General features: G+C 67.9%; 18 protein-coding genes. 5 read left to right on the forward strand and 13 right to left on the reverse strand.

Annotation, left to right across the window (positions count from 1 at the left end; translation table 11 throughout):
* Window positions 1-12: 12 nt before the first annotated feature.
* The 8 genes from ABV518_RS07445 to ABV518_RS07480 form a co-directional block, all read right to left on the reverse strand.
* On the reverse strand, window positions 13-1,032 hold the full coding sequence (locus ABV518_RS07445) for an alpha/beta hydrolase (protein ID WP_367766239.1): 1,020 nt from the start codon (window positions 1,030-1,032) through the stop codon (window positions 13-15).
* On the reverse strand, window positions 1,029-3,713 hold the full coding sequence (locus ABV518_RS07450; RefSeq protein WP_367766241.1) for a glycoside hydrolase family 78 protein: 2,685 nt from the start codon (window positions 3,711-3,713) through the stop codon (window positions 1,029-1,031). The genes ABV518_RS07445 and ABV518_RS07450 overlap by 4 nt, the downstream gene beginning before the upstream one ends.
* 123 nt (window positions 3,714-3,836) lie before the next feature.
* Complete coding sequence (locus tag ABV518_RS07455) at window positions 3,837-4,196, reverse strand: VOC family protein (RefSeq protein WP_367766242.1); 360 nt, start codon at window positions 4,194-4,196, stop codon at window positions 3,837-3,839.
* 77 nt (window positions 4,197-4,273) lie between these two features.
* Window positions 4,274-7,957, reverse strand: coding sequence for a family 78 glycoside hydrolase catalytic domain (locus ABV518_RS07460; protein ID WP_367766243.1), 3,684 nt, complete (start codon window positions 7,955-7,957; stop codon window positions 4,274-4,276).
* Between the two features lie 9 nt (window positions 7,958-7,966).
* The gene (locus ABV518_RS07465; RefSeq protein WP_367766245.1) at window positions 7,967-8,974 is read right to left on the reverse strand and encodes an oligopeptide/dipeptide ABC transporter ATP-binding protein; all 1,008 of its coding nucleotides are present in this window, start codon (window positions 8,972-8,974) and stop codon (window positions 7,967-7,969) included.
* Window positions 8,971-11,040 (reverse strand): dipeptide/oligopeptide/nickel ABC transporter permease/ATP-binding protein, encoded by a 2,070-nt coding sequence (locus tag ABV518_RS07470; RefSeq protein WP_367766246.1) that lies wholly within the window; start codon window positions 11,038-11,040, stop codon window positions 8,971-8,973. The genes ABV518_RS07465 and ABV518_RS07470 overlap by 4 nt, the downstream gene beginning before the upstream one ends.
* Window positions 11,037-11,990 (reverse strand): ABC transporter permease, encoded by a 954-nt coding sequence (locus tag ABV518_RS07475; protein ID WP_367766248.1) that lies wholly within the window; start codon window positions 11,988-11,990, stop codon window positions 11,037-11,039. The genes ABV518_RS07470 and ABV518_RS07475 overlap by 4 nt, the downstream gene beginning before the upstream one ends.
* Window positions 11,991-12,051: 61 nt before the next feature.
* Window positions 12,052-13,608 (reverse strand): ABC transporter substrate-binding protein, encoded by a 1,557-nt coding sequence (locus ABV518_RS07480; protein WP_367766249.1) that lies wholly within the window; start codon window positions 13,606-13,608, stop codon window positions 12,052-12,054.
* Between the two features lie 223 nt (window positions 13,609-13,831).
* Between ABV518_RS07480 and ABV518_RS07485 the strand changes: the two genes are divergently transcribed.
* Together ABV518_RS07485 and ABV518_RS07490 are read left to right on the forward strand one after the other, a co-directional pair.
* Window positions 13,832-15,085, forward strand: coding sequence for a glycoside hydrolase family 1 protein (locus ABV518_RS07485; protein ID WP_367766250.1), 1,254 nt, complete (start codon window positions 13,832-13,834; stop codon window positions 15,083-15,085).
* 75 nt (window positions 15,086-15,160) lie between these two features.
* Window positions 15,161-16,003 carry an IclR family transcriptional regulator gene (locus tag ABV518_RS07490; RefSeq protein WP_367766251.1) on the forward strand — a complete coding sequence of 281 codons (843 nt, stop codon included), beginning with the start codon at window positions 15,161-15,163 and terminating at the stop codon, window positions 16,001-16,003.
* 15 nt (window positions 16,004-16,018) lie between these two features.
* Here ABV518_RS07490 and ABV518_RS07495 read toward each other — a convergent pair whose 3' ends face one another.
* Entirely contained in the window at window positions 16,019-16,771 is a 753-nt protein-coding gene (locus ABV518_RS07495) for an ANTAR domain-containing protein (RefSeq protein WP_367766252.1), read from the reverse strand.
* A 179-nt stretch (window positions 16,772-16,950) separates the two neighbouring features.
* Between ABV518_RS07495 and ABV518_RS07500 the strand changes: the two genes are divergently transcribed.
* The 3 genes from ABV518_RS07500 (at window position 16,951) to ABV518_RS07510 (ending at window position 19,582) form a co-directional block, all read left to right on the forward strand.
* The gene (locus ABV518_RS07500) at window positions 16,951-17,490 is read left to right on the forward strand and encodes a MepB family protein (RefSeq protein WP_367766253.1); all 540 of its coding nucleotides are present in this window, start codon (window positions 16,951-16,953) and stop codon (window positions 17,488-17,490) included.
* A complete protein-coding gene (locus ABV518_RS07505) occupies window positions 17,474-17,935 on the forward strand; it encodes a DapH/DapD/GlmU-related protein (protein WP_367766254.1) in 462 nt (153 codons plus the stop codon). The genes ABV518_RS07500 and ABV518_RS07505 overlap by 17 nt, the downstream gene beginning before the upstream one ends.
* A 99-nt stretch (window positions 17,936-18,034) precedes the next feature.
* Complete coding sequence (locus ABV518_RS07510; RefSeq protein WP_367766255.1) at window positions 18,035-19,582, forward strand: carboxylesterase/lipase family protein; 1,548 nt, start codon at window positions 18,035-18,037, stop codon at window positions 19,580-19,582.
* 26 nt (window positions 19,583-19,608) lie between these two features.
* Here ABV518_RS07510 and ABV518_RS07515 read toward each other — a convergent pair whose 3' ends face one another.
* From ABV518_RS07515 to ABV518_RS07530, 4 genes are all read right to left on the reverse strand, one after another.
* A complete protein-coding gene (locus tag ABV518_RS07515) occupies window positions 19,609-19,968 on the reverse strand; it encodes a DUF1801 domain-containing protein (protein ID WP_367766256.1) in 360 nt (119 codons plus the stop codon).
* Between the two features lie 38 nt (window positions 19,969-20,006).
* On the reverse strand, window positions 20,007-21,161 hold the full coding sequence (locus ABV518_RS07520; RefSeq protein ID WP_367766257.1) for a glycerate kinase: 1,155 nt from the start codon (window positions 21,159-21,161) through the stop codon (window positions 20,007-20,009).
* Window position 21,162: 1 nt separating this feature from the next.
* Window positions 21,163-22,599 carry a C4-dicarboxylate transporter DctA gene (dctA, locus tag ABV518_RS07525; RefSeq protein ID WP_367766259.1) on the reverse strand — a complete coding sequence of 479 codons (1,437 nt, stop codon included), beginning with the start codon at window positions 22,597-22,599 and terminating at the stop codon, window positions 21,163-21,165.
* A gap of 161 nt (window positions 22,600-22,760) precedes the next feature.
* Entirely contained in the window at window positions 22,761-23,858 is a 1,098-nt protein-coding gene (locus tag ABV518_RS07530) for a tartrate dehydrogenase (protein ID WP_367766260.1), read from the reverse strand.
* Between the last annotated feature and the right edge of the window lie 52 nt (window positions 23,859-23,910).

Raw genomic sequence — 23,910 nt, forward strand, 5'->3', positions numbered from 1 at the left:
GAGCAATGGGTTTCAGCCCCCGAGCGGCCTTTCGGCCGGTTCCCGGGTGCGGGCAAACTGATCGGCCAGGAACTGCAGGCCGCGCCGGACAACACCCAGCCCTGCTGAATGGTTGAGGTACCCGTGGGCGGCACCCTGTTCCAGCCGGTACTCAACCGGGACTCGGGCCGCAAGGAGCCCCTCAACGAACTGTTCGGATGAGAAGCGAAGGTCGTCGTATTCCGCGGCCACGATGGCCACGGGTGGCAGGCCGACGAGATCGGCGTACCCGGGCATGGCGTACGAGGAAGCCATGCTGAGCGGGCCTCCGATGTAGTTCTCCACCATGGCGCGGCAGTCGTCGTCGGTAAAGCGGAGGACGGGCGGCAGCCCGCTCATGTCCGCTGCCTCGAAGGCCTCCGACGATGGCAGTTCGCCATGCAGGAAGGGGTAGGCCAGCACAAGTTTGGCCGGCAGCGGCCGCCCCGAGTCCTTGAGGTACAGCGCCGCCCCGACGGCCAGGTTGCCGCCGGCGCTGGCTCCGCCCAGGCACAGGGCCCGCGGGTCAGCCCCGAGCTCAGCGGCGTGCTCCACGGCCCAGAGCCAGGCTGCCAGGACGTCTTCATGCGGCACCGGGAAATGGACACCCCCGCCGGCCAGCCGGTAGTCCACCGACAGCACGAGGCCGCCGGTCATGGCGGCCAGTTCCCGTGCAAGCTGGTCCGCCTCCCGCATGTCCAGGTCGCCGTGGGCGAAGCCGCCGCCGTGCATCCACACCAGGGCCGGAAGGCCACCATCGTCGGACCCGCCGTCGGAACGGCCGGCTGCGGAACTGCCTGCCGCGGGCCCGCCATAGATTCGGACCGGCACCGGGCCGTTGGGGCCCGGCGCCGCCACTGTCCGGATCCGGACATCCGGGGCCTGGTAAGGAACCAGGCCGCCGCAAAATACATCGAGCCTGTCCAACCCGGACGGGTCTGCGAGGAGTTCAGCGATGGAACGCGCGCCGGCCACGTGGTGCAGGAGGCCGGCCAGCTCCGGGTCCAGGGTCATGGCTGCGTCACGGGCTCTGGAACCCTGGGAGCCATATCGGCCAGGGCCACGCCTGGCAGCGCCACAGCACAGCCAAACGAATGCGTCCCGGAGCCTACTTCATGGACTGTTCCGGCGGCGTCGGGCAGCACCACCGTGGCGGTGCAGCCCGCCGGCACCGTCACGTCCAGCGTGAAGTCCTGGCCGGTCCGGTCCCAGCGCACGGCGGCCTCACCGTAGGGGGTCTCGTGCCGGGCTTCGGCCCAGTCCAGTCCACCGCCGGGACGCGGTTTGACCAGCAGCTTGCGGTAACCCGGTTCAGCCGGAGCCAGACCCGCGAGGCTGCGGTGCATCCAGTCGGCCACTGCGCCCAGGGCGTAGTGGTTGAAGGACGTCATTTCGCCCTCGTTGATGCTGCCGTCCGGAAGCATCGAGTCCCAGCGCTCCCAGATGGTGGTGGCGCCCATGGTCACCGGGTACAGCCAGGACGGGCATTCCGTCTGCAGCAGCAGGCGGTAGGCCGCCGTCGCATAGCCGTGGTCTGTCAGTGCGTCGCACACCAGCGGGGTCCCCACAAAGCCGGTGGCGATGCGGTAGCCGCCGTCCTCCACCGCGGCGGCCAGGCCGGCCGCGGCCGCAGAGCGCTCCCCGGGTTCGAGCAGGCCGAAGGCCAGTGCGACGGCGTAGGCCGTCTGGGTGGGCGGCTGGAGCTGTCCGTCGTCGGAAACGTAGCGCTCGCGGAACACTGAAGTGGCTCGCCCTGCCAGCTCTTTGAAGCGACTCGACGGTTCCCCCAGCAGCTCTGCTGCCTTGGCCGCCACTTCCGAGGAGTAGGCGAGATAGGCCTGCGCCACGAGCTGCCAGGGCGTGATCGCCTCGCCCGGCTCCTCCGGCGGGGCAGCCGGATCCAGCCAGTCGCCGAACTGGAAGCCGTGCTCAAACCGCAGCTGGGGGCCGGCGGCTTCTGCCGCCGCTTCGAGCCAGGCTGTCATTCCCGGCAGTTGCCGCCTCAGGAACTCCCGGTCACCGGTGCGCTGGTACAGCACCCAGGGGACCAGCACGGCGGCGTCACCCCACGCGGCCATCACGGGGCGGACGGGGAACGGCGGCTTGTCGAAGGTTACTTCGGGGACGACGAGCGGCGGGGGCCCGTCGGACCCCTGCTCCGCGGCCATGTCTTTCAGCCAGGAGGCGGAGAAACCGGGGATCCGGTAGAGGAAGGCCGCGGTTGCTGCGAAAATCTGGAAGTCACCGGTCCAGCCGAGGCGCTCGTTGCGCTGCGGGCAGTCCGTTGGCACGTCCACAAAGTTGCCGCGCATGCCCCACACGACGTTTGAGTGCAGCTGGTTCAGCATCGGATCGGAGCACTCGAACGTGCCGGTGCGCACCAGGTCTGAATGGATCACGACGGCGGTGAAGGCTTCCGGCTCCACGTCGCCGGGCCAGCCGCTTACCTCGACATACCGGAAACCGTGAATAGTGAACTCGGGCTCCCAGGTCTCGCCGCCCGGGGCGCCTTTGAGTTTGTAAACGTCGGTCTGCTTGGCTACACGCAGTGGCCGGACGCCCAGTTCCCCGTGCTCCAGGACCTCGGCGTGCCGCAGCGTCACCTCGGTGCCGGCGGCCCCGCTGACGGTAATCCGTACCCGGCCCACCAGGTTTTGCCCAAAGTCCAGGATGGTCTTTCCTGAGGGTGACTTCAGCACGGCGCTCACGGCCAGCTCTTCGGTGGCGCGGACCGGCGGCCCGTCCGGGGCCACCAAGACCGACGGATCAAAGTCCTTCAGCACAACGGCGTGGAGCAAAGCATCGTCGCGACCGGCCCAACCGGCACCCTCCAGCCGGGCATCGTACGTTTCGCCGTTGTAAAGGTCCGATCCGAGCACCGGGCTGCTGCCTGCCAGCCAGGAACTGTCCGTACCGATGACGGTGACGTTGCCGCCGTCGTCCGAGATTTCCAGTTGGGCGATCGCGGCGGTGCGGCCACCATAGGTGTTGCGCTTCTCCTGGAAGCCCAGGTTGCCGCGCCACCAACCGTCGGCAAGCTCGAGCCCGATGATGTTGGCGCCCGGCTGCAGGTAGTCGGTGACGTCGTAGGTCTGGTAACGCAGCCGGTGGTGGTAACTTGTCCAGCCTGGTGCCAGGATGTCGCGGCCCACCCGCCTGCCGTTGATCGAGGCGACATAAACGCCATGGGCGCTGGAGTAGAGGCGGGCCGAGGCCACGGCGCCTTCCAGCTCGAAAGTCCTGCTCAGCCGAAAGGCGGGTTCCGTGTCTTCGCTCGCTTCGTCCCAGGCCGGTTGGATCATGGCTGCCTGCCAGTCCGCCCGGTTGAGGAGCCCGGCTTCGACGTAGCTCACGGGGCTCCACTCGGAGGGTCCGGCGTTGCCCGTTCCCCAGACGCGGACGCGCGCCGCGACGCGCTGCCGACTGGCCAGCGCCGGTGCGGGCCACGGCTGCAGGAGCTGCTCGGCGGATTCGGTCCGGCCGTAGCTGACCAGCTGCGCCACATCAGGGCCAAGTTCGAGCTCGTACGCGGACTGGACCCAGCCCGGGGTTTCGGTCCTGACCTGCCAGGAAAGCCGTGGCCGGTCTTCGCCGATGCCGAACGGCTCCTCGTGGTGTTCGAAACGGAGGGCTGAGGGGGTGGTGGCCACCGGGTGGGCGTCCTGGAACGGGAAACGAAGGGTATCTGGAGTCAACGTCGGCTCAATTCGTTTTGAAGGGGGAAGTTTTAAGGCTTCCTCCAGCCTCCCGGGAACGGCCTGGCGCTCGCTAGCGAAGTTTCATTGACTGGAAACCGCGTCGGTCGACCCTTGAAACACCTAGCTCAGGCAGAGGCAGAACGGGTGGCCGGCAGGGTCCAGGAAGACACGGAAGGTTGTTCCGGGCTGCGTTTCCGCTTTGGTGGCGCCCAGCCTGGCGGCCTCCTGTTCGCCGTCGTCCAGGTCCGCCACGACGAAGTCCAGGTGCATCTGCTGCGGCCGGGACTGGCCCGGCCACTCAGGCGCCTGGTAGCCCTCCACCTGCTGGAACGAGATGCAGTTACTGCCGTCGTCGGGCCGGATCTCGACCCAGTCACCCTCATCCTTCACGTTCCAGCCGAGCAGGGCAGCGTAAAACGCCGCAAGGGCCCCGGCGTCGGGGCAGTCGATGACCAAGTTTGGGAAGCGCGCGATAGCCATACCGGCATGCTACCCCCGGATGTTATTCAAGCCCGTGGAACTCATGGGCCTGAGGCCCGCGGGCCTTTGAGCCCGCCCTAAAGCTCGCGGGCGAAATAGTCCACGGCCGTGCGGAGGATCCCGTCCAGCTGGTCCTCCGCACCGAAGAAGCAGTGGTCCCCGCCCTCGACGACGATCACTTCGTTGCGGACACCCGCGCCGGCAAGCGCACCGGCCAGCAGTTCGCTCTGGGACAGCGGGACCAGGCCATCGCTGTCGCCGTGGACCAGCAGGAACGGGGCCGCCCCGGCGGTGACGTACCCCAGCGGGCTGGCGGCCGCCAGCAGTGCGGGATCGGCGCTGCCGCCCACCAGCATGGGACCCGGTTCCGTGGACATGCCCGGCGGGACAGCGGCCATCAGCGCGCCGGACATGAGGCCGGCCGGCGTGTCCATGGGCGGCATGTCCGGCAGCGAGGACACCCCGTAGAAATCGACGACGGCGCTCACGGCACTGGAGTGCCCCTGCACGCCAAGCCCGCCCTCGAGGTCTGCGCGGGTTCCGGTGACGCCCAGCAGCGCGGCAAGGTGCCCGCCGGCGGATTCGCCCCAGGCGCCGATGCGCTCCGGATCAATGCCCAGGACGCCGGCGTGCTCCCGCAAGTAGCGGACCGCGGCTTTGATGTCGTGCAGCTGGGCCGGGAACGGCGCCTCGAGTGCGTGCCGGTAGTCCACGGTGGCGCACGCGATTCCGGCTTGGTTGAGGAGCCGGAACACCGAATCGGGGGCGAACGTCGGCGGGAGTTCGCGGCGGTCTCCGAGCTGGAAGGCGCCGCCGTGGATCCACATCACCAGCGGCACCGGTCCGGCTGCCGCACGCGGCAGCCAGATGTCCATGGCCAGCCGGCGGAATCCGACGGCGATCGCGTAGCTGACTTCGCGGTGCACCAGGGAGTGCCCGGAGACTTCCTCGGGTGTGCCCAGGCGTCCGAAGGCCGGGAAAGGAGGCGGGGCAGGCATCCTGCGCGGCGTTTCTGTACCTTCGGTTACGCCGGTTGTGGCGGTGATGGCTTCCGGGGTCATCGGGGGCTCCTTGCAAAGTCGGTAGTGGTTTCTGCGCCTGCCGCCGGGGGCGGCGGCGACAAAGGAATGGGTTCCGGGTCCGACGACGGCGGCCGGCTCGCCGGGCAGCCGCATCTCCGCGGTGGTGCCGGACGGTACGGTCGCCGTGAGCGCCAGCACGCCGTCGTCGATGGTCCACTCGATTTCGATGAGGCCCTGCGGGCCCAGGTGCGAGGTGCTGGCGGACGCCAGCCCTGCGCCCGGCCGCGGTTCGATGATGATCTGCTCCCAGCCGGCACTGCCCGGTGCCTGGCGCAGCCCGGCCGTGTAGCGGTGCAGGAAGGAGACAACGGCACCCTTGCTGTAGTGGTTGAGCGACTGGCGCACTGCTCCGTCTGCGCCGATTCCGTCCCAGGCCTCCCACATCGTGGTGGCGCCGCGGTCCACCATCACCAGCCAGGACGGCTCGGAGTCCTGCATCAGCAGCTCATAGGCGAGGTCGAGGCGGCCGTTATCGGCGAGCGCCGGCAGCAGGTAGGGCGTGGCAAGGAAGCCGGTACCCAGGTGGGTGCCCGCGTCCGTGACCAGCCCGGCAAGCTGACGTGTCACGGCGGCGCGTGCAGTGTCCGGCACGAGGTCGAAGGCCAGCGCGCGGACGCAATTTGCCTGCGTGCGGCCGTCGACGGTTTTGTGGGATACCGTTCCATCCGCCTGCAGGTATTCCTGCTGCCAGGCGCGGCGGACGTTCTCGGAGAGCTCGCCAAGTTCCCGGGCTTCTTCATCCCGGCCCAGGACGGCTGCAGCCTGGGCCATGATGGCCGAAGTGTGCCGGTAGTAGGCGGTGGCCACAATGCCGTTGTCTGCGGAGCGGGAGGCAAAAAGGTCCGGCGCCGGGCCGCCGGGTTCCATCCACTCCCCGAAGTGGAAGCCGGTGTCCCAGAGGTACTGCTCGTGCGGGGCCGGCGTGGTGTGGGCTGTTGCCCTGGCCGGGTGCCGGTTCCCTTCCGCGGTGCTGCGGACAAAGCCGAGCCACCGGTTCATGGCGTCCCAGTTCTCTGCCAGGATGCCCGTGTCACCGGTGGCGAGGTAGATCTCCCAGGGAACCATGGCGATCGCGTCCCCCCAGCCGGAGGACCCGTTGGTGAAGGCCATGAAGTCAGCCCCGATGACGTCCGGACCCGGTGACGGCGAAATGTTGGCCACGACGCCGTTGTCCCATTGGTCAGCGCGGACATCGTTGAGCCATTTCCGGCTAAAGCCTGTGACGTCAAAGAGGTAGGCGGCGGTGGGCACAAACAGCTGCCAGTCTCCGGTCCAGCCGGCCTTTTCGCGCTGCGGGCAGTCTGTGGGGACCTCGCAGGCGTTGTCCCGGAAGCTCCACTCCACAATGTTGTGCAGTTTGTTCAGCCGGTCGTCGCTGCAGCTGAAAGTGCCGAGGCGTTCCAGGTCGGTCTGGACCATGCAGCCCACGATGTCCGATGACAGGAGGTCCTCGGCCAGGCCGCGGACGGAAACGTACTGGAAGCCGTGGGCGGTGTGGCGCGGCTCGAAGACCTGGCTGGGCGCACCGGCGGAGACCACCGAGTCCACCTGCCCGGCACCCAGGAACTGGCCGGGGTTCTTGAAGTCGATGGGGCGGAGGTGGTCCTGGGTGACGTCGCCGCCGTCGTCCAGGGCCTCGCCATAGACCAGGGTGACCTCCGTCCCGGCTGCGCCCAGCCGGTGAAGCCGGACCCAGCCGTTGATGTTCTGGCCCAGGTCCACCACCTGGTTGCCGTTGCCAAGGCGGGTGATGGAAACGGGTACGAGTTCCTCCACGATCCGGGTGGGCGGCGCTACCGGGCCGGCGAGGGTAGTGAAGCTGCCGTCCCGCAGGACGGCGGGCCCGGCGTTCTGGCTCCCGGGAACAGCTGAGGCACTGAAGTCCACGCGCTGCCCTTCCATCAGGTCCGCGGCGAGGATCTCCGTTGCGCCGGCCCGCCAGGACCCATCGGTGCCGATGACCGTCCGTGCTCCCCCGAACTCAATTTCCAGCTGCGCCAGGAAGGCCGTCTGCGTCCCGTACATGTCGGCGTCGCGCGTGAATCCGAAGGAACCGCGGAACCAGCCGTCGGTGAGGGCTGCCCGCACCGTGTTGGCGCCGGCACGGAGCAAGTGCGTGATATCAAAGGCCTGGACCTGCAGGGTGCTGTGGTAGCTCGTGGAGCCGGGGGTGAGCTGCTGGTCCCCCACCCGCCGGCCGTTGATGAACAGCTCGTAGATGCCGTGCGCGGTGGCGTAGGCGCGGGCAAAATCGGGGGCCGCGTCCAGGGTGAAATCGCGGTGCAGTACATACCCGGGGCGCTCCCCCGGCGCCGGGATCACCGGCTCGTCGGGTCCGATCCACTGCGCCGTCCAGTCGGCCGGTTGCAGGAGGCCCAGCTCCACCGGCATGGGCTCCGCCCATTCGGAGGTGGTCACGGTGCCGTCCGGGGCCTCGTCCCAGGTCCGGACGGTCCATTCGAAGCGGTCCCGCGACCCGAGTACGGTTCCGCCGTACGGCACGGAGACGTGCGTGCCGCTGTCCACCCGGCCGGTGTCCCAGCCGTTGCTGGCGGTCAGCTGGTAGGCGGTCTGGCGGACCGTGCCCTGCGGCGGGGTCCAGCTGAACCGCGGCGTGGTGCTGGTGATGCCGAAGGCCTGGCTGAGGTTCCCGGTGCGGAGGCGGGTGGGCTGCGTCATGTGTTCCGTTCAGGCGTAGTGGCAGGCAACATCCGAGCCGCCGACCGCGCGAAGGGCGGGCCGTTCGGCGGCGCAGAGCTCGGTGGCGAGGGGGCAGCGCTGCCTGAACGGGCACCCGCCCGGTGAGGCGGACACTGAGGCAGCGGTCCTGACGCCCATGGCTTCCCTGACGGTCCGGCGTTCCGCCTGCTCGGCCGGCCGCGGAACCGGCGACGCGGCGACGAGGGCCTGGGTAAAGGGGTGCTTAGGCGATTCGGTGACGGCGGCGGCCGGTCCGCTTTCCATGACCTGGCCGCGGTAGAGGACCACCACGCGCTGGGCCAGGAACTGCACCACGGAGATGTCGTGGGCGATGAACAGGTAGCTCAGTCCGTGTTCGTCCCTCAGGTCTGCCAGGAGGTTCAGGACCTGGGCCTGGGTGGAGAGGTCCAGTGCGCTGACTGCTTCGTCGCAGACCACAAGCTGGGGTTCGCAGATCAGTGCCCGGGCCACGGCGATGCGCTGGCGCTGGCCGCCGGAGAACTGGCTGGGGTAGCGGTCCACCGCTTCGCGGGGCAGGCCCACGCGTTCCAGCATGGCCTGCGCCTTTTCCCGCGCGTCCCCGGCGGAGACCCCTCGCAGGCGGAGCGGTTCCGCCAATGAGGCGCCCACGGTGTTGCGCGGGTTGAGCGAAGAGTTAGGGTCCTGGAAGACGGCGCGCAGTTCGCCGCCGAGGGACCGGCGTTCGGCCGCACCTGCGTGGGTGATGTCCTTGCCCTGGTAGCTGATGGTCCCGCCCGCGGTTTTTTGCAGGCCCAGGATCGCTTTGCCGATGGTGGATTTTCCGGACCCGGACTCCCCCACCAGGCCCACGGTCTCGCCGGGCCGGATGGCGAAGCTGACGCCGTCCACGGCGGCAGGGGCAGCGGCGGCCTTGCGGCCGCGGCCGTAGCGGACCACCAGGTCCTTCACTTCGAGCATGGGGCCGTCCAGGACGGCGTTGGAGGATTCCTGCCGGGAGGGGGTTGCGATGCTCATGCCATGTCCTTCTCAACAACGTTTGTCCGGGTGGGCGTCAGGTCCAGCAGCCGGTGGGTGGGCACTTCGGTGGCGACCCATTCCAGGCCTTCGACGGCCAGTTCGTCCGCCTTGACGCAGCGGACCAGGCCATCGTCGGAGCCGGAGGGCAGCAGCGGTACCGGGGCGGCGCAGGCTGAACCGGCGAACTGGCAGCGTGCCATAAAGCGGCAGCCGGTGGGCCAGTCCTTGGGCTGCGGAACCTGGCCGCTGATGGTGGCCAGCCGTTCCGGCATGTCTGCCGCGTGGTTGGCGTGCGGGTCCGCTGCCAGCAGCGCCAGCGTGTACGGGTGCCGCGGGTTGTCCAGGATGTTGGCGGTCTTGCCGTTCTCCACCACCTGGCCTGCGTACATCACAGCCACCTGGTCGCAGATGTCGGCCACAACACCGAGGTCGTGCGTCACCATCACCACTGACATCCCGGTGTCCTTCACCAGGGAACGCAGCAGTGAGAGGATTTCGGCCTGGACGGTAACGTCCAGCGCGGTGGTGGGCTCATCGGCAACCAGCAGGCGGGGGCGGCCGGAGAGCGCCAGGGCGATGGCCACGCGCTGGGCCATGCCGCCGGAGATCTGGTGCGGGTAGGTCTTGAGGATGCGCCCTGCGTCCACGATGCCCACCTTCTCGAGCAGGCTGAGGGCTTCCTTCCGGGCTTCGGCCTTGCCCATCTTCCGGAGCCGCCGGATGGCGGAGGTGAGCTGGTAGCCCACGGTGAACATGGGGTCCAGCGCACGCATGGGCTCCTGCGAGATCAGGGCGATGTCGCGGCCGCGGATGGCCTCCATCTCACGGTCGGTGGCGGCAGCCAGGTTCTTGCCGTTCCACAGGATCTGCCCGCCGGTGGCCACCACCCCGGAGGGAAGGAGGCCCAGCAGGGACAGCGCGGTCATGGTCTTGCCGCAGCCGGACTCCCCCACGAGACCCAGCACGGTTCCCTGTTCGACGTCGAAGGAGACGTCCGTGACCAGGCGGGGGCCGCCGTCGACCCCTACCGACAGTCCGCGGATGCTGAGCTGGCCCTTCGCCGGTGCGGCGTCACTGCCGGCGGCAACCTGGGCGGCTCCGACGGCGGCAACGGCTTTGGCGCGCTGCCGGCGGGCTGCCGCGGAGGGCAGGTGGGAGGCGGCGGCATTGGGTGCCTTGGCCAGGGCGTTGCCGATGGCGTTGGCGGCCAGGACGGTCAGGGCCAGCACGGCGCCGGTGGGGACCATCAGCCAGGGTGCGTCGTACACATGCTGCGAGGCGCCCTGGATCATGCCGCCCCAGCTGGGCTGCGGGATGGGCGGGCCGAAGCCGATGAACGCAAGGCCGGCCTGGATAAGCATGCCGACGGCGAAGATGAGCGCGGACTGCACCACGATGGTGTTCGTCAGTCCGGGCAGGACGCGGCGCAGGCTGATGCCAAAGGTGCTGACGCCGTCCACCTTGGCGGCGTCCACGTAGAGCTGGGACTGCAGGGACTTGGCCTGGCCCAGCATCACGCGGTAGATGCCGGCGGAGATGAGGATGCCCAGGATCGCCATGATGACGGGGATGTTGGTTCCCACGGCGCCGATGACGGCCAGGATGATTACCGTGCCGGGAACCGACATCATGATTTCGGTGACGCGGCTGATGACGGCTTCCACGCGGTCGCCCAGCGCCGCGGAGGCCATGGCCAGGATGGTTCCGAGCCCGACGGCGACAATCACCGTGATGAACGACGTGCCCAGGGTGCCGGCGGCCGAGGCGAAAATGCGGCTCAGGAGGTCCCGGCCCAGTTCGTCCGTGCCCAGCCAGTGGGCGGCCGTGGGGCCGGAGAGGACGGCGGTGAAGTCCTGGTCCTCGGTCTTGAACGGCAGCCATAACGGTGCGGTCAGCGACGCCACTACCAGCGCGGCCAGCCAGACCACGCCGGCTACGCCGCCGGGAGAGGCGAAGAGGCGGTGGGCGGAAACCTTGGTGACGGCAGCCTTCGGACCGGACTTGGGCAGGGCGGCCGCGGCGGCGGTGCTGTCAGCCGGGGCGGGTGCAACGTTGGGAATCATGAGGCACGCAACTTCGGGTCGAGGAACTTGGTGGCGAGTTCCAGCACCAGGTTCACGGCCACCACCACCACGGTGGCGATGACAACTACGCCCTGCACGGAGGGGGCATCGTGGGTGCTGACGGAGGTCTGGACGGCCTGGCCCAGGCCCGGCATGGCGAACAGCTGCTCCGCGATCACGGAGCCGCCGAAGAGGCCGATGAACTGCAGGGCGATGCCGGCCACGATGGGGAGACTGGCGTAGCGCAGGGCGTGGATGTAAAGGATCTTCCAGGTGGGGGTGGCAGTGGCACGGAGCGTCCGGATGTGTTCCTGCTGCAGTGCCTCCAGCATCGAAGCCCTCGTCTGGCGGGCAATAAAGGCTGCACCGCCCACAGCCAGGGTGATCACTGGCAGGGCCAAGGACAGGGCCCAGTCCTGGGGTGAGGCTTCAAACGGAACGTAGCCGGTCGCCGGAAAGACCGACGATTGGACGGCCAGGAGGTAAACGAAGATGATGCCGATCCAGAAGGCCGGCAGGGCCACTGCCAAACCGCAGATCCCGCCGACAAAGCGGTCCACCATGCCGCCCCGCACGGCTGCCGTCACGCCCAGGGCGATGCCGAGGACAGCGCTGAGGAGCGTGGCACCGGCAGCCAGCGAAGCGGTCACGGGCAGCCGGTTCGCCAGGTCGTCGGAGACGGACCGGCCATCGATCAGTGAGGTCCCCAGGTTGCCCTGGACCGCGTCGCCGAGCCAGCGGACGAACTGGACCACGAGCGGATCGTTCCAGCCGAGGCGGGCGTTGACCTCGTCGATGGCTTCCTGGCTGGCTCCTGCGCCCAGCGATACTGCGCCGGGGCTGCCGGGCATCGCGTGGACCAGCAGGAATGCCAGCACCGCGACCACCAGCACGGTGGCCAGCGCCATCAGCAGGCGTTTGGTGATGAATAGTGCCATGGTGACCTCCATCGGTCGGAATCTGCCGGGCAGCCGCCCCTCGAGGGGAAGCCGCCCGGCAGGTTCGGGGGTATTAGCTGGCCGGTGCGTAGGAAGAGAGCAACGGGTAGGCGTTGGTGCCGGCAAACTCAACCTGCTTGATCTTCTTGGTGTTGTAGCCCTGGTTGGTGAGTGACTCATACAGCGGGATCATCCAGCCGGACTCCACCAGGCGGGTGTTGAGTTTGGTGAGGGCGGTCTTCTTGGCGGCGTCGTCCTTCGCGGCCGCCGCTTCACCCGTGGCGGCCGTCAGCTGGTCGTCGGTGGCCTTCTGCACGTTGGTGAAACCGTTCAGGACCACGCCGTACATCAAGCCCACCGGATTGTCCCAGCCGAGTGCGGCGTAGCCGAGGGGTGTGGTGGCGACTGCAGCGAAGGCTTCATCGGTGGAAGAGGCCATCTTCACGTTCATGGTGATACCGACTGCGGCGAGGTCCTTCTGGACGGCCTGCAGGTCCGTTTGTGTTTCAGCGCTGCCAACAATGGTGAATTCGAAGCCGTTGGCGTAGCCGGCCTCGGCCAGCAGGCTCTTGGCCTTCGCCGGATCATAGGCGAACTTGGTGTTCAGCTCTTCGGTGAAGCCCGCCGAATCTTTGGGAAGTGCATTCCAGGCCGGGATATCTCCCTTGTGCAGTGCGTCCACGAGCGCCTTGCGGTTGATGGCGTATTGGAACGCCTGACGGACCTTCTCGCTGGCGAAGGCCGGGGCGGTCTTGCCGGTCTTGTCGAAGGAAACCATGGTGTGCAGGGTTCCACCGATCTGGGAGATGCCGAGGCCCTTGGATTTCGCGAAGTCCACCGTGGGTGAGGTGAGCATGGCGACGTCTGCCTGGCCGGAGACGAGAGCGTTGGCGCGCGCCTGGGGATCCTGGATGACGCTGAAGATGACCTTGCTGAAGGCGTACTTGGAGGCGTCAGCGTTCTTGTCGTTCTTCACCATCACGTACTTGTTGCCCTTCACCGTGGAGGGGTCGATGGTGTAGGGGCCGGATCCGGCCGGAGTGGCGGCCAGGCTGGCGGTGTCAGTGACCCCGGCCTTGCCCACGATCATGCCGGTGGTGGAGGCCAGGTTCTTCTCAAAGCCCGGCTGCGCCTTGGCGAACGTGAGGGACACCTGGGTGGGGCTCACGACGTCCACAGACGTGATCTCCTGGGCGCCTCCCTTGGCAACAGCCGAGTACGCGGACAGGGCCGGGTCGGAGCGGCGGTCAAGGTTTGCCTTCACCAGGTCGGCGTCGAGCTTGGAACCGTCGGTGAAGGTCACGCCATCCTTGAGGGTGAGGGTCAGGACCGTGTCGTCGGTGTTGTATTCGAAGGCGGTGGCCAGGCCGGGAGCTGCGGAGCCGTCCGCCTTAAGGACCATAAGGCTGTCGTAGAGGCCTTCGAAGAACTGGCGCTGGGCGGCGGAGACGCGCAGCGGGTCATAGCCGAACGAGGCCGAGTCGCTGTCGATCGCGAGGGTCAGCGTGCTGGTGTCGACCTTGGTGCCAACCTGGGTGGAGCCGCCGCCGCAGGCGGTGAGGGATCCCAACAGGAGCGCTCCGGCCAGAACGGCGGAGCTCCCACGTGCGGTGGAGTTCAGGAGTTTCATGTAGTGCGCCTTTGCATTCTGATGTGACAACGGTGAGTGAACAGCTATGGGGGCCAGGCGAGTGGCCGGCTCCCTCAAGCATCGGCGGCAGCGCAGCGGGGCAGACACGATGATTTCATTGGTTGAAATACTTATGTGGTTCGGGTCACTGTGGAAGACAGGATGGAAAGCACGGCATCGAAGCCGGACGCCGCGCTGCCGGCGTCGCACCGAAAGGACCACCGTGACTGTCTCTTATCCATTTCCCCAGAATTTTTTGTGGGGCGTCGCTACGGCCGCGCACCAGGTCGAAGGGAACAACGTCAACAGCGACGCCTGGCTTTTGGAGCACCTCCCCCAGACGATGTTTGCGGAGCCCTCGGGTGACGCCATCGACCACTACCACCGTTACCGCGAGGACATCGCACTGCTGGCCTCGCTGGGGTTTAACAGCTTCCGGCTTTCCGTGGAGTGGGCCCGAATCGAACCAGAGGAGGGGCACTTCTCGAAGGCGGAACTCAACCACTACCGCCGCGTCCTGGAAGTCTGCCACGAACACGGCCTCACCCCTGTGGTCACCTACCACCACTTCACGTCGCCGCGGTGGCTGCTGGCCGCCGGCGGCTGGGAGGACGCCCGGACACCGGAGCTCTTCGCCCGGTACTGCGGGAAGGTGACAGAGCACCTAGGTGACCTCATCGGCGTCGCGTGCACCCTGAATGAACCCAATCTGCCGTGGCTCCTGAAGTCCTTCGGCATCGGCGGCGAATCGCCCGAGCAACGTGGTTCCGTGCCTGTGTGGGCAGCAGCCGCCAGCACACTCGGCGTCGGCGCAGACAAGATGGCACCGTTCCAGTTCTCCTCGACGGAGGCCGGATTCGACGTGAAACTGGCTGCACACCGCGCCGGTACCGCCGCCATCAAGGCCTGGCAGCCGGACCTGATGGTGGGCTGGACCCTTGCAAACTCGGACATCCAGTCCGTCGACGGCGGACAGGACGCAGCGGAGCAGGTCCGCCGCGACGTCAACGAACGGTTCCTTGAGGCTTCCCGTGGTGATGACTTCGTGGGCATCCAGACCTACGGCCGCACGGTCTACGGCCCGGACGGCCTGGCGCCGGCCCCCGAAGGCGCGGCAATGAACCAGATGGGTGAGGAAATCTACCCCCAGGCTCTTGAGGCAACCATCCGGGAAGCGGCCCGCGTAGCGGGAATTCCGGTGATCGTCACGGAAAACGGCCTGGCAACGGAGGACGACGCACAGCGGGTGGACTACTACAAGGCCGCCGTAGACGGTGTCGCCGCATGCCTGGCGGACGGCATCGATGTCCGCGGCTACATCGCCTGGACCGCCTTCGACAACTACGAATGGGTGTTCGGCTACCGCCCAAAGTTCGGCCTGATCGCCGTGGACCGGGCCACGCAGCAGCGGACGCCCAAGGAAAGCGCGCTGTGGCTCGGCGGGGTGGCGGCCGGGGCACGGGTCCCTGTCGCCTGACCCCCGTTCGCATTTTCATTGGGTGGAACACTAGTCTGGGTGTCACCGGCGACCAAGGAGGATCGGCAGCCCGTCATGGCAACCACCGACAACACTGCAGATGCGGTAACGCCGGCTCCCGCGCGGGGCAAACGCCCCAAGCAGGGTGAACCCGTCATTGACCGGGCGCTGAGCCTGCTGGCCGTCTTCACCGACCGCCGTCGGGCATTGACGCTGTCCGAGATGGCCCGGCACGCGGGGATGCCGGCTCCCACCGCGCTCCGGCTCATCGCCCGGCTGGTGGCGTGGGGTGCGCTAGAAAGGCTCGACGACGGCAGGTACGTGGTGGGGGTCAGGCTCTGGGAAGTGGCGTCGCTCTCTCCGCGCGGGCACGGGGTCCGGGAAATCGCCCTGCCCTACCTGGAGGACCTTTTTGAGGTGACCCGGCACCACGTGCTGCTGGCCGTGCGGGACAAGGACCAGGCGGTGCTGATCGAACGGTTGTCCTCCAAGCAGGCCACCGAGGTCGCCTACCGGGTGGGAGGCCGGGCACCCCTGCGGTCCACCGCCGTCGGGCTGGTCCTCCTCGCCGGGGCCGACGCGGACTTCCAGGAACGCATCCTCCGCCAGCCGCCGGACATCGAACCCGGCGTTGCCCCCATGCCCGAGGGCCAGCTGCGGCGGACCCTGTCCGACGTGCACCGGACTGGCATCGCGATGATCCGGCGGACGGCGCCGTCGTTGACGGTGTCCGTCGCCGCGCCGATCTTCGATGCGCAGGGCGCGGTGGTGGCGGCCCTGTCCATCGTGGTGCCGGACGGGAGCACGCCGCCCAACGTGCTGGCGCCGGCGGTGCGGGCCACGGCGAGGGCGGTCTCGCGAAACCTGGGCTTCAAGACCGGGCTGGCGGACGATGTCCGCACGCATTCGCAGGGCTGACTTTCCGGCGGGCAGCTATTCGTCGAAGTGCGTGACGGCGCCGGTGGTTCCCGAGAGTGCGGCCACCACCTGCGAAGCCACATCGTGGAGTTTGATGTTGCGGGTATTGGAGGCGCGCAGGAGTACTTTGAACGCGGCAGGCTGGCTGCACTTGTTCCTGGCCATGATGGCGCCGGTAGCCAGGTCGATGACCGTCCTGGATTCCATCGCGGCCTTCAGCTCGTCGCGGGTGTCCTGCAGCCGTGCCATCCGCAGCACCAGCCGCAGGCCCTTGGACGCCTGCTCCGCGAAGGCCTCAACCCTGTCGATCCCCTGCCCGTTGAAGGCGTTGGGCAGCCGGCTGTACAGGTTCAGCACTGCCCGGTTGGGGTTTTCCAGGGCCAGCGGCACGGAGAGTACCGACAGGAAACCGTGCCCGGCCACCGACCGGGTGTACTGGGGCCAGCGCTCCTCCAGGCCCAGGTCCGGGACATGCACCGTCCCGTCGCCCCCGCCGGCCGCAGTGCCCGGACCCTGGCCACAGCTGTCCTCCGCCCGGACCATCCGGCGGGCGTACTGGTCACTGCCGGCTGCCGTGCTGGATTTCCTGCTTCGCACCAAAGAAATGCCGCAGGAAACTTCCCCGCCGCGGCTGCTGAGCCGGCCCGCCGCATAGGCGGCCAATTCTCCCAGCAGCACCTCCACGCACGGGTTCCCCAGGACAAGGTCCTGAAGGTGCAGTGCAACATCGGTGAAAACTTCGTCGTTTGAGACCTTTGCGGCTACCAATGTCCCCCCTGAAACACAATGCAAGCCAAAACCGGGCTGCAACGCTGCTGGCCGGCTACCGCCCCCGCGGTCATTGAAGCTTACTCCCGGCGTGGATTGTGCGGAATAGCTGAGGGATTCGTCCTGGCGGACCCGACGCCCCCCGACCTGCGCCGACGTACCCAAGGTAAGCTCCGGGGATGCCTTTGCCTCCGGACCTGCTGGCCACCACGGCCGATTTCCTAGCCCGCGGATTCGCTGTCTCGGAGCCACACGCGGAGGCGGAAAGCCTTGATTACGGGGCGCACACCTTTCGCGTCAACGGCCTCGCCGCGGCCTTCCGCATTGCCAGGAAAACCCCGAAAAAAGCAGGCCGGTTCGTCACGCTCTGGCAGCGGACCGCAGCCGGCGCCGGCCCCATCAGGCCCTTCGACAGCTCCGACGGGTTTGGCCTGTTTGTGGTCAGTGCCGGCAGCGACGACGGCTTCGGGTATTTCGCCTTTCCCCAGGAGACACTGTTCGCCCGCGGAATTGTGTCGCAGGACTTCGTCGGCGGAAAGCGCGCCCTCCGCGTCTACCCGCCGGGGTCCAGCCCCACCAACCGGACGGCCCAGGCCACCCAGCGCTGGCAGCTCGAGTTCTACTTCCCCGGGAATCCGCCCGGCGCCCCGGCCGTTAACCCTATGCACGGGAGATTTCCCCCGAGCCTTGGAGAAGGACGGCATGAGCACCAAGTTTGAATCAGTGGAGGACGACGCCGGCAGGGTCATCCGGTACCGGAGGCACCCCAACGGAGGCGGCTTTGTTGGGCCAGGCGCCTACGTCGCCGACAGTGCGCGCCTGGGATCCATGACGTACGTGGAGCCGGGCGCACGGATCGGATCCGGCTCACGCGTGGGCCACGGCAGTTGGATCGACCGCCTGGCGCAAGTGGGCGAACGGACGGTCATCGGCGACGGCGTGCGCGTGGGCCACGGAACCGTCATCGGCAACCGGGTCCACATCGGCAGCCATTCACGCATCGGCTCCGGCGCCGTGATCGAGCACGGCACCAGCGTAAACGCTGACAGCACGGTTCCCGACGGCGGCCACGTCGCCGCAGAGCCACGGCGCCGGCCCCGCGCGGCGCCGGCCAAGCGTGCCCAGCCACGGCAGCGGAAACCCCAGAACCGGCAGGCGGCCTAAGCGACGGCCCCGGCTTACCGGAATGTTGGGGCTGCCCACGCTCCCCCGGGTGGGATGCTGAAGGTTGGTCGTTCAGCCACCGAGGAGCAGACAGCAGCCATGACTACCGTTTCCACGCCGCAGGGCACCGTCCGCGGGGCCGCCCTGCAGGTCGGCGGCCGCACCGTGCACACCTTCCTGGGAGTGCCCTACGCGGAGTCGCCGCGTTTCCACCCTCCGGTCCCTGTCATGCCCTGGGAAGGCGTCCGCGACTGCACCGTCCCCGGCGCGATGGCGCCGCAGAACCCTGACCCGTTCACGCCGCCGTCGGACGCCTTCGCCGACCTCTGGGACGAGGACAGCTGCCTCAACCTCAATATCTGGACGCCGGCCCCGGACGGCGCCCGCCGCCCGGTCATGGTGTGGATCCACGGCGGCGCCTACGTCAACGGCTCCAACAACGGCGGCATGCACGACGGCGGCCCGCTGGCTTCGGCTGCCGACGTTGTGGTGGTTGCCGTCAACTACCGGCTGGGGGCCTTCGGCTTCCTGCACCTGCCCGAACTGCTGGGGCCGGAGTACGCCGATTCCTCCAACGTTGCCCTGCTGGACATGCTGGAGGCGCTGCGCTGGGTTTCCCGGAACATCGGGGCCTTCGGTGGGGATCCCGGGAACGTGACGGTCTTTGGCGAGTCCGCGGGTGCGGCGGCGATCGGCACGCTGCTGGGCATGCCGGCGTCGGAAGGGCTGTTTGGGCGGGCCATCATGCAGAGCGGAACCGCCGAACGGTACCGGACGGCGGACGAATCGGCCGCGGTGACCGCAGAGTTCCTCCGGCTTTGCGGACTGGATGCCGCACGGGCCGGGGAACTCCTTGATCTCCCCGCGGGCCGGCTGCTGGCGGCGCAGAAGGCACTGGCCGAGGCCGAAGCCGGGCGCAGCTTCAGCGTGCCGCTGCCGTTCCAGCCAACGGTGGGCACACCCTCCCTGCCGGAGCCGCCGCTGGACGCGGTCCGGAACGGGCGCAACTCCGCGGTGGACCTGATCGTGGGGACCAACCTCAACGAAGGTTCCTTTGCCGTGGAAATGCGCCCCGTGTATCCCAGCGACCCGCCACTGCTGGAGGACCGGGTGGAGCTGCTGCTGGCGGCCTTCTTCGCGGACCCCGCCGCGGCAAGGGAGCAGTACGCGGACGCGCTTGCGGACGCCCTCGGAGAGCAACCCGACGGGACGCAGCTGCTCGAGGCGTGCCTGGCGGACCAGCTGTACCGCCAGCCGAGCAACCGGCTCCTCGACGCCCGGGCCGAAGCCTCAGGCTCGACGTTCAGCTACCTCTTCACCTGGCCCAGCCCTGCCCTGGACGGAAAACTCGGAGCCTGCCATGCCCTGGAGATCCCGTTTGTGTTCCGTCAGCTGGACTGCCGCGAAGCCAGGTTCCTGGTGGGGACGAAGGCTCCTGCGGAGCTGAGCGGGATGATAAGCGTTGCATGGGCGGCGTTCGCCCGGAGTGGGGAGCCCACCGCCGCCGGTCTTCCCCGCTGGCCGTCCTATACAACGCCGTCCCGCGAGACCCTGGTCCTGGACGTCCAGCCGCGGGTCGAGGCTGATCCCCGCTCCGCGCTGCGGACGTTCTGGGCAGGGCAGCCGGTAGGCCAGGCCGGCCGGTGAACCTGTAGTGGGACTGAGTCCGGGACCTAGGAGTGGTCCCGGATCCAGGCCAGGATGACCGCCTCCAGTGCAGGCTTCTTCGCTTCGAAGTCGGCGTCGTCCAGGAAGCGGGCCACCCGGGAGGTCTCCCCATCCCCTTCCAGCAAACTGTGGGGGTCATCGAGGGAAGCACCCTGGTGGAACATCAGGGTGACGTTCTTTTTTGAGCGGGGGAAGAACGAGGCGATGTTCCCCTTGTACATAAACGTCGGCGCCTGCCACTTCACTGCCTCGGCCAGCTCGGGCGAGACGTCCATGATGAACTCACGGACCTTGGCCACCAGGTCGTGCTGCGGGTTGGCATAGTTCGCCAGCCAGCTGTCGACCTCGGGATTGCGGTTGGACATGATCCGGCCTTCCGGGATGCGGCGATATACCGACCAGCCTAAAGGAGGGTTTCGCCGATGTCCCGGCCGATCCGCCGCAGCAGCGCGGCGGAAAGTTCCGGGTCGTTGGAGGAATCCAGGTCGGTGTATTCCGCCAGCGTGTAGACCCTGGTCAGGGCCATTTCCGACCACCGCTCCCTGGGGAGGAGGGACCGCCCGGCGACGGCGATGATCGGCCGGGCGCCGGAGCGCCTGGCCACGGCCGCGGGGAGTTTCCCGGCGAGGGTCTGTTCGTCGATGCTGCCTTCGCCGGTGATGACGATATCGCAATTGTCTTTGCGGGCATCGAAGTCCAGCAGGTCCAGGAAGTAGTCGGCGCCGGAGACCTGCTTCGCGCCGAGCAGCAGGCAGGCGTAGCCGATGCCGCCGGCGCTGCCGGCCCCTTCGTGGTCGGCCAGCACGGCAGCCTCAGCGAAGCCGCCTTCCGCCATTCTGGCCACAAGGTTCCCCAAGCCCTCATCGAGCGCGGCAACGTCCTCCGGGCTGGCGCCTTTCTGGGGTCCGAAGACGGCCGGCGCCCCATATGCGCCGCGGAGCGGGTTGTGCACATCGCTGGCGACGATCAGTTCGGTGCCAGCAAGCTCGGGAAGGTGTGTGCGGTGGACGGTGTGGATCCGGTCCAGGTTCCCGCCGTTGCCGTGGAGCCGGCGGCCGTCGGCGTCGCGGAAGCTGTATCCCAGGGCGGTGAACATGCCCATGCCACCGTCGCTGCTGGCGCTGCCGCCCAGGGCCAGCACGATCCGTGCCGGGTTGAGGCACAGGGCGAACAGGATCGCCTCACCGAAGCCGCGGCTGGACGCGGCCAGCGGTTCCAGCCTCCCGTCCGGCAGGAGCCCGAGGCCGCAGGTGTTTGCCACCTCCACGACTGCCGTGACGCCGTCGAACGCTATTCCTGCCTGGACAGGCTGACCGGTGGGTCCGGCCACCGTGTACGTGCGCCGGGTGAAGCCGGAGGCGACGGCGGCATCCACGCTGCCGTCGCCTCCGTCGGCGAGGGGAAGGATCTCGCAGTGCACCGTCCCGGTTCCGGTTCCGGCGGCGGAGCGGAGGCCTGCCGCCAGTGCGTCCGCCACCTCGCCGGCGGTGAGGCTGCCTTTGGACTTGTCGGGCGCGATGAGGGCCCGGACGGTCTGCGGGGCGGTGGTGTTGGTCATGTCAGTTGGATTCCGAGTAGGCGGGGCGGCGGTCGGTGGAGGGGTGCTTGGGCGTGTGGTGGCCGTATTCGGCCAGGTCCTCGTCGATATCGGCAACCTCGTCCAGGTGGATCGGGTCCTCGGCGGGCATGGGTTCCACGGTTTCGCCGTTGAAGACCCGGCGGGCGCGGTCAGCGTCCAGTGTGCGGTCCCACCAGGCGATGAAGAGGGTGGCCACGGCGTTGCCGGTGAAGTTCACCAGGGCCCGGCATTCGGACATGAACTTGTCGATGCCGAAGATGAGCATGATGCCGGCGGCCGGGATGGTGCCGATGGTGGTGAGGGTGGCGGTCAGGGCGATGAAGCCGCCGCCGGCTACTCCGGCTGCGCCCTTGGAGGTCAGCAGCATGACGGCGAGCAGGCCCAACTGCTGGCCGATGGTCAGGTCGGTGTTGGTGGCCTGGGCAATGTAGAGGGCTGCGAGGGAAAGATAGATCGCGGCGCCGTCGAGGTTGAAGCTGTAGCCGGTGGGGACAACCAGGCCGACGGTCTCCTTCTTCACGCCGGCGTGCTCAAGCTTGCGCATCAGGCCGGGCAGCGCCGGTTCTGCGGTGGAGGTGCCCAGGATGAGCATGTATTCCTCTTTGAGGTGCCGGATCATCTTGAAGATGTTCAGCTTCAGGAAGGCCATCACGGAGCCGAGGACCACCACAACGAAGAGGATGGAGGTGATGTAGAAGAGGGCGATGAGTCCGCCCATGCTGGTCAGCGACGAGACTCCGTACTTGCCGACGGCGAAGGCCATGGCCCCGAAGGCACCCAGCGGGGCGGCCTTCATGATGAAGCCCAGGATCTTGAACATCACGCCGGTGAGCCGCTGCACGCCGTCCAGGACCGGTGCGCCCACCTTGCCCATCGCGTTCAGGGCCATGCCGAAGACGACGGCGATGAAGATGATCTGCAGGATGTCGCCCTCAACGAAGGGGCCCACGATGCTGTTGGGGATGATGTGGGTGAGGAACTGCCACCACTCCTGGTGCTGGCCGGCGTCGATCAGCTTGGCGGCGGATTCCGACGTCTTGATGGTGCTGGCATCAGCGTTAACGCCATCGCCCAGGCGGAAGATGTTGATGGCCACCAGGCCGAAAATCATGGCGAAGATCGTGCCGACCTGGAAGTAGGTCAGGGCTTTCAGGCCCGTCATGCCGACCTTTTTCAGGTCAGCGACGCTGGCGATGCCGCCCACGATGGTGAGGAACACGATCGGGCCGATCAGCATCTTCATGGAGTTCACGAAGGTGGTGCCGATGGGTTCCATGGCGATGCCTGCGGCCGGTGCGAGCCAGCCGACCAGAATGCCGACAACAATAGCGGTCAGTACCCAGAAGTAAAGCTGCCGGTACCAACGTGTTTTGCGGGCCGGCGTCGTCGCCGGACCGGCGGTGCTGATGTGATCCATGATTCCTACCTCGTTGTGGAAAGTCGCTGGAGCTTATAAGTACGGGGGATGTTCGACGGCGGCCGGCTGGCCGCCCGCGGAGGTCCCTTCCCAACGCTCGCAAGCTCGCGTCGGGGCCCTCGGGACGCCGCTTAGCTTGGGACCTCCGCGGAAAAGACTTGCTAGACCGTTGCGGGAGCGAGGGTGAGGGCCTTGATGATGGCCTCGGTGACCTCGTCCGTGTTGGCGTCGCCGCCGACGTCGCGGGTCAGGTGGCCGGAGCCGGTGGCCGCCTCGATGGCGGCCTCTACTTGGCGGGCTTCCTCGTGCAGGCCGAAGTGGTCCAGCATGAGGGCGGCGCTGGCGATCGCGCCGATCGGGTTGCTGATGCCCTGGCCGGCGATGTCCGGGGCAGAGCCGTGGACCGGCTCGAACATGGACGGGAAGCGGCGTTCCGGGTTCAGGTTGGCGCTGGCGGCCAGGCCCAGGCTGCCAGCGAGCGCCGAGCCGAGGTCGGAGAGGATGTCGGCGTTCAGGTTGGAGGCGACCACCACGGACAGGTCCTCGGGCTTGAGGATGAACTTGGCGCTCATGGCGTCCACCAGGACGCTCTCGGTCTGGACGTCCGGGTAGTCCAGTGCCACGCGGTTGAAGACTTCGTCCCAGAGGACCATGCCGTACTGCTGGGCGTTGGACTTGGTGACGGATGAAACCTTCTTCACGGTGCGGGTCCGGGCGAGTTCGAAAGCAAACCGCATGATGCGCTCGCAGCCCTTTTCGGTGAACAGTGCGGTCTGCAGGGCCACTTCGTTGCCGGGGCCGCGGCCGCTCAGGTTGCGGCCGCCGAGTCCGGCGTATTCGCCTTCGCTGTTCTCGCGGACCACAACCCAGTCGAGCTCGGTGTTGTCAGCCTTGCGCAGCGGGGACTGGACGCCGGGGAGGAACTTCACGGGGCGGATGTTGGCCCACTGGTCGAAGTTCTGGGTGATGTTCAGGCGCAGGCCCCAAAGGCTGATGTGGTCCGGGACGTTTTCCCAGCCGACGGCGCCGAAGTAGATGGCGTCGAAGTCCTTGAGGGCTTCCAGGCCCTTGGGATCCATCATCTGGCCGGTCTTCTCGTAGTAGGCGCAGCCCCACGGGAACTCGGTCCAGTCGAAGGCGAACTTGCCGCCGGAGTTTGCCGCCAGGGCGTCCAGGACGCGGCGTCCGGCGGAAACAACTTCCTTGCCCACGCCGTCTGCGGGGATGGATGCGATGCTGAATTTCTGGGTGGCGCTCATGTGCCTACCTCCTCGTTGAGTTTGTTAGCAGTGAGCCTGTTAGCGGGGTCAC

The sequence above is a fragment of the Arthrobacter sp. HS15c genome (assembly GCF_040812005.1).
In the GTDB taxonomy this organism is placed as follows: domain Bacteria; phylum Actinomycetota; class Actinomycetes; order Actinomycetales; family Micrococcaceae; genus Arthrobacter.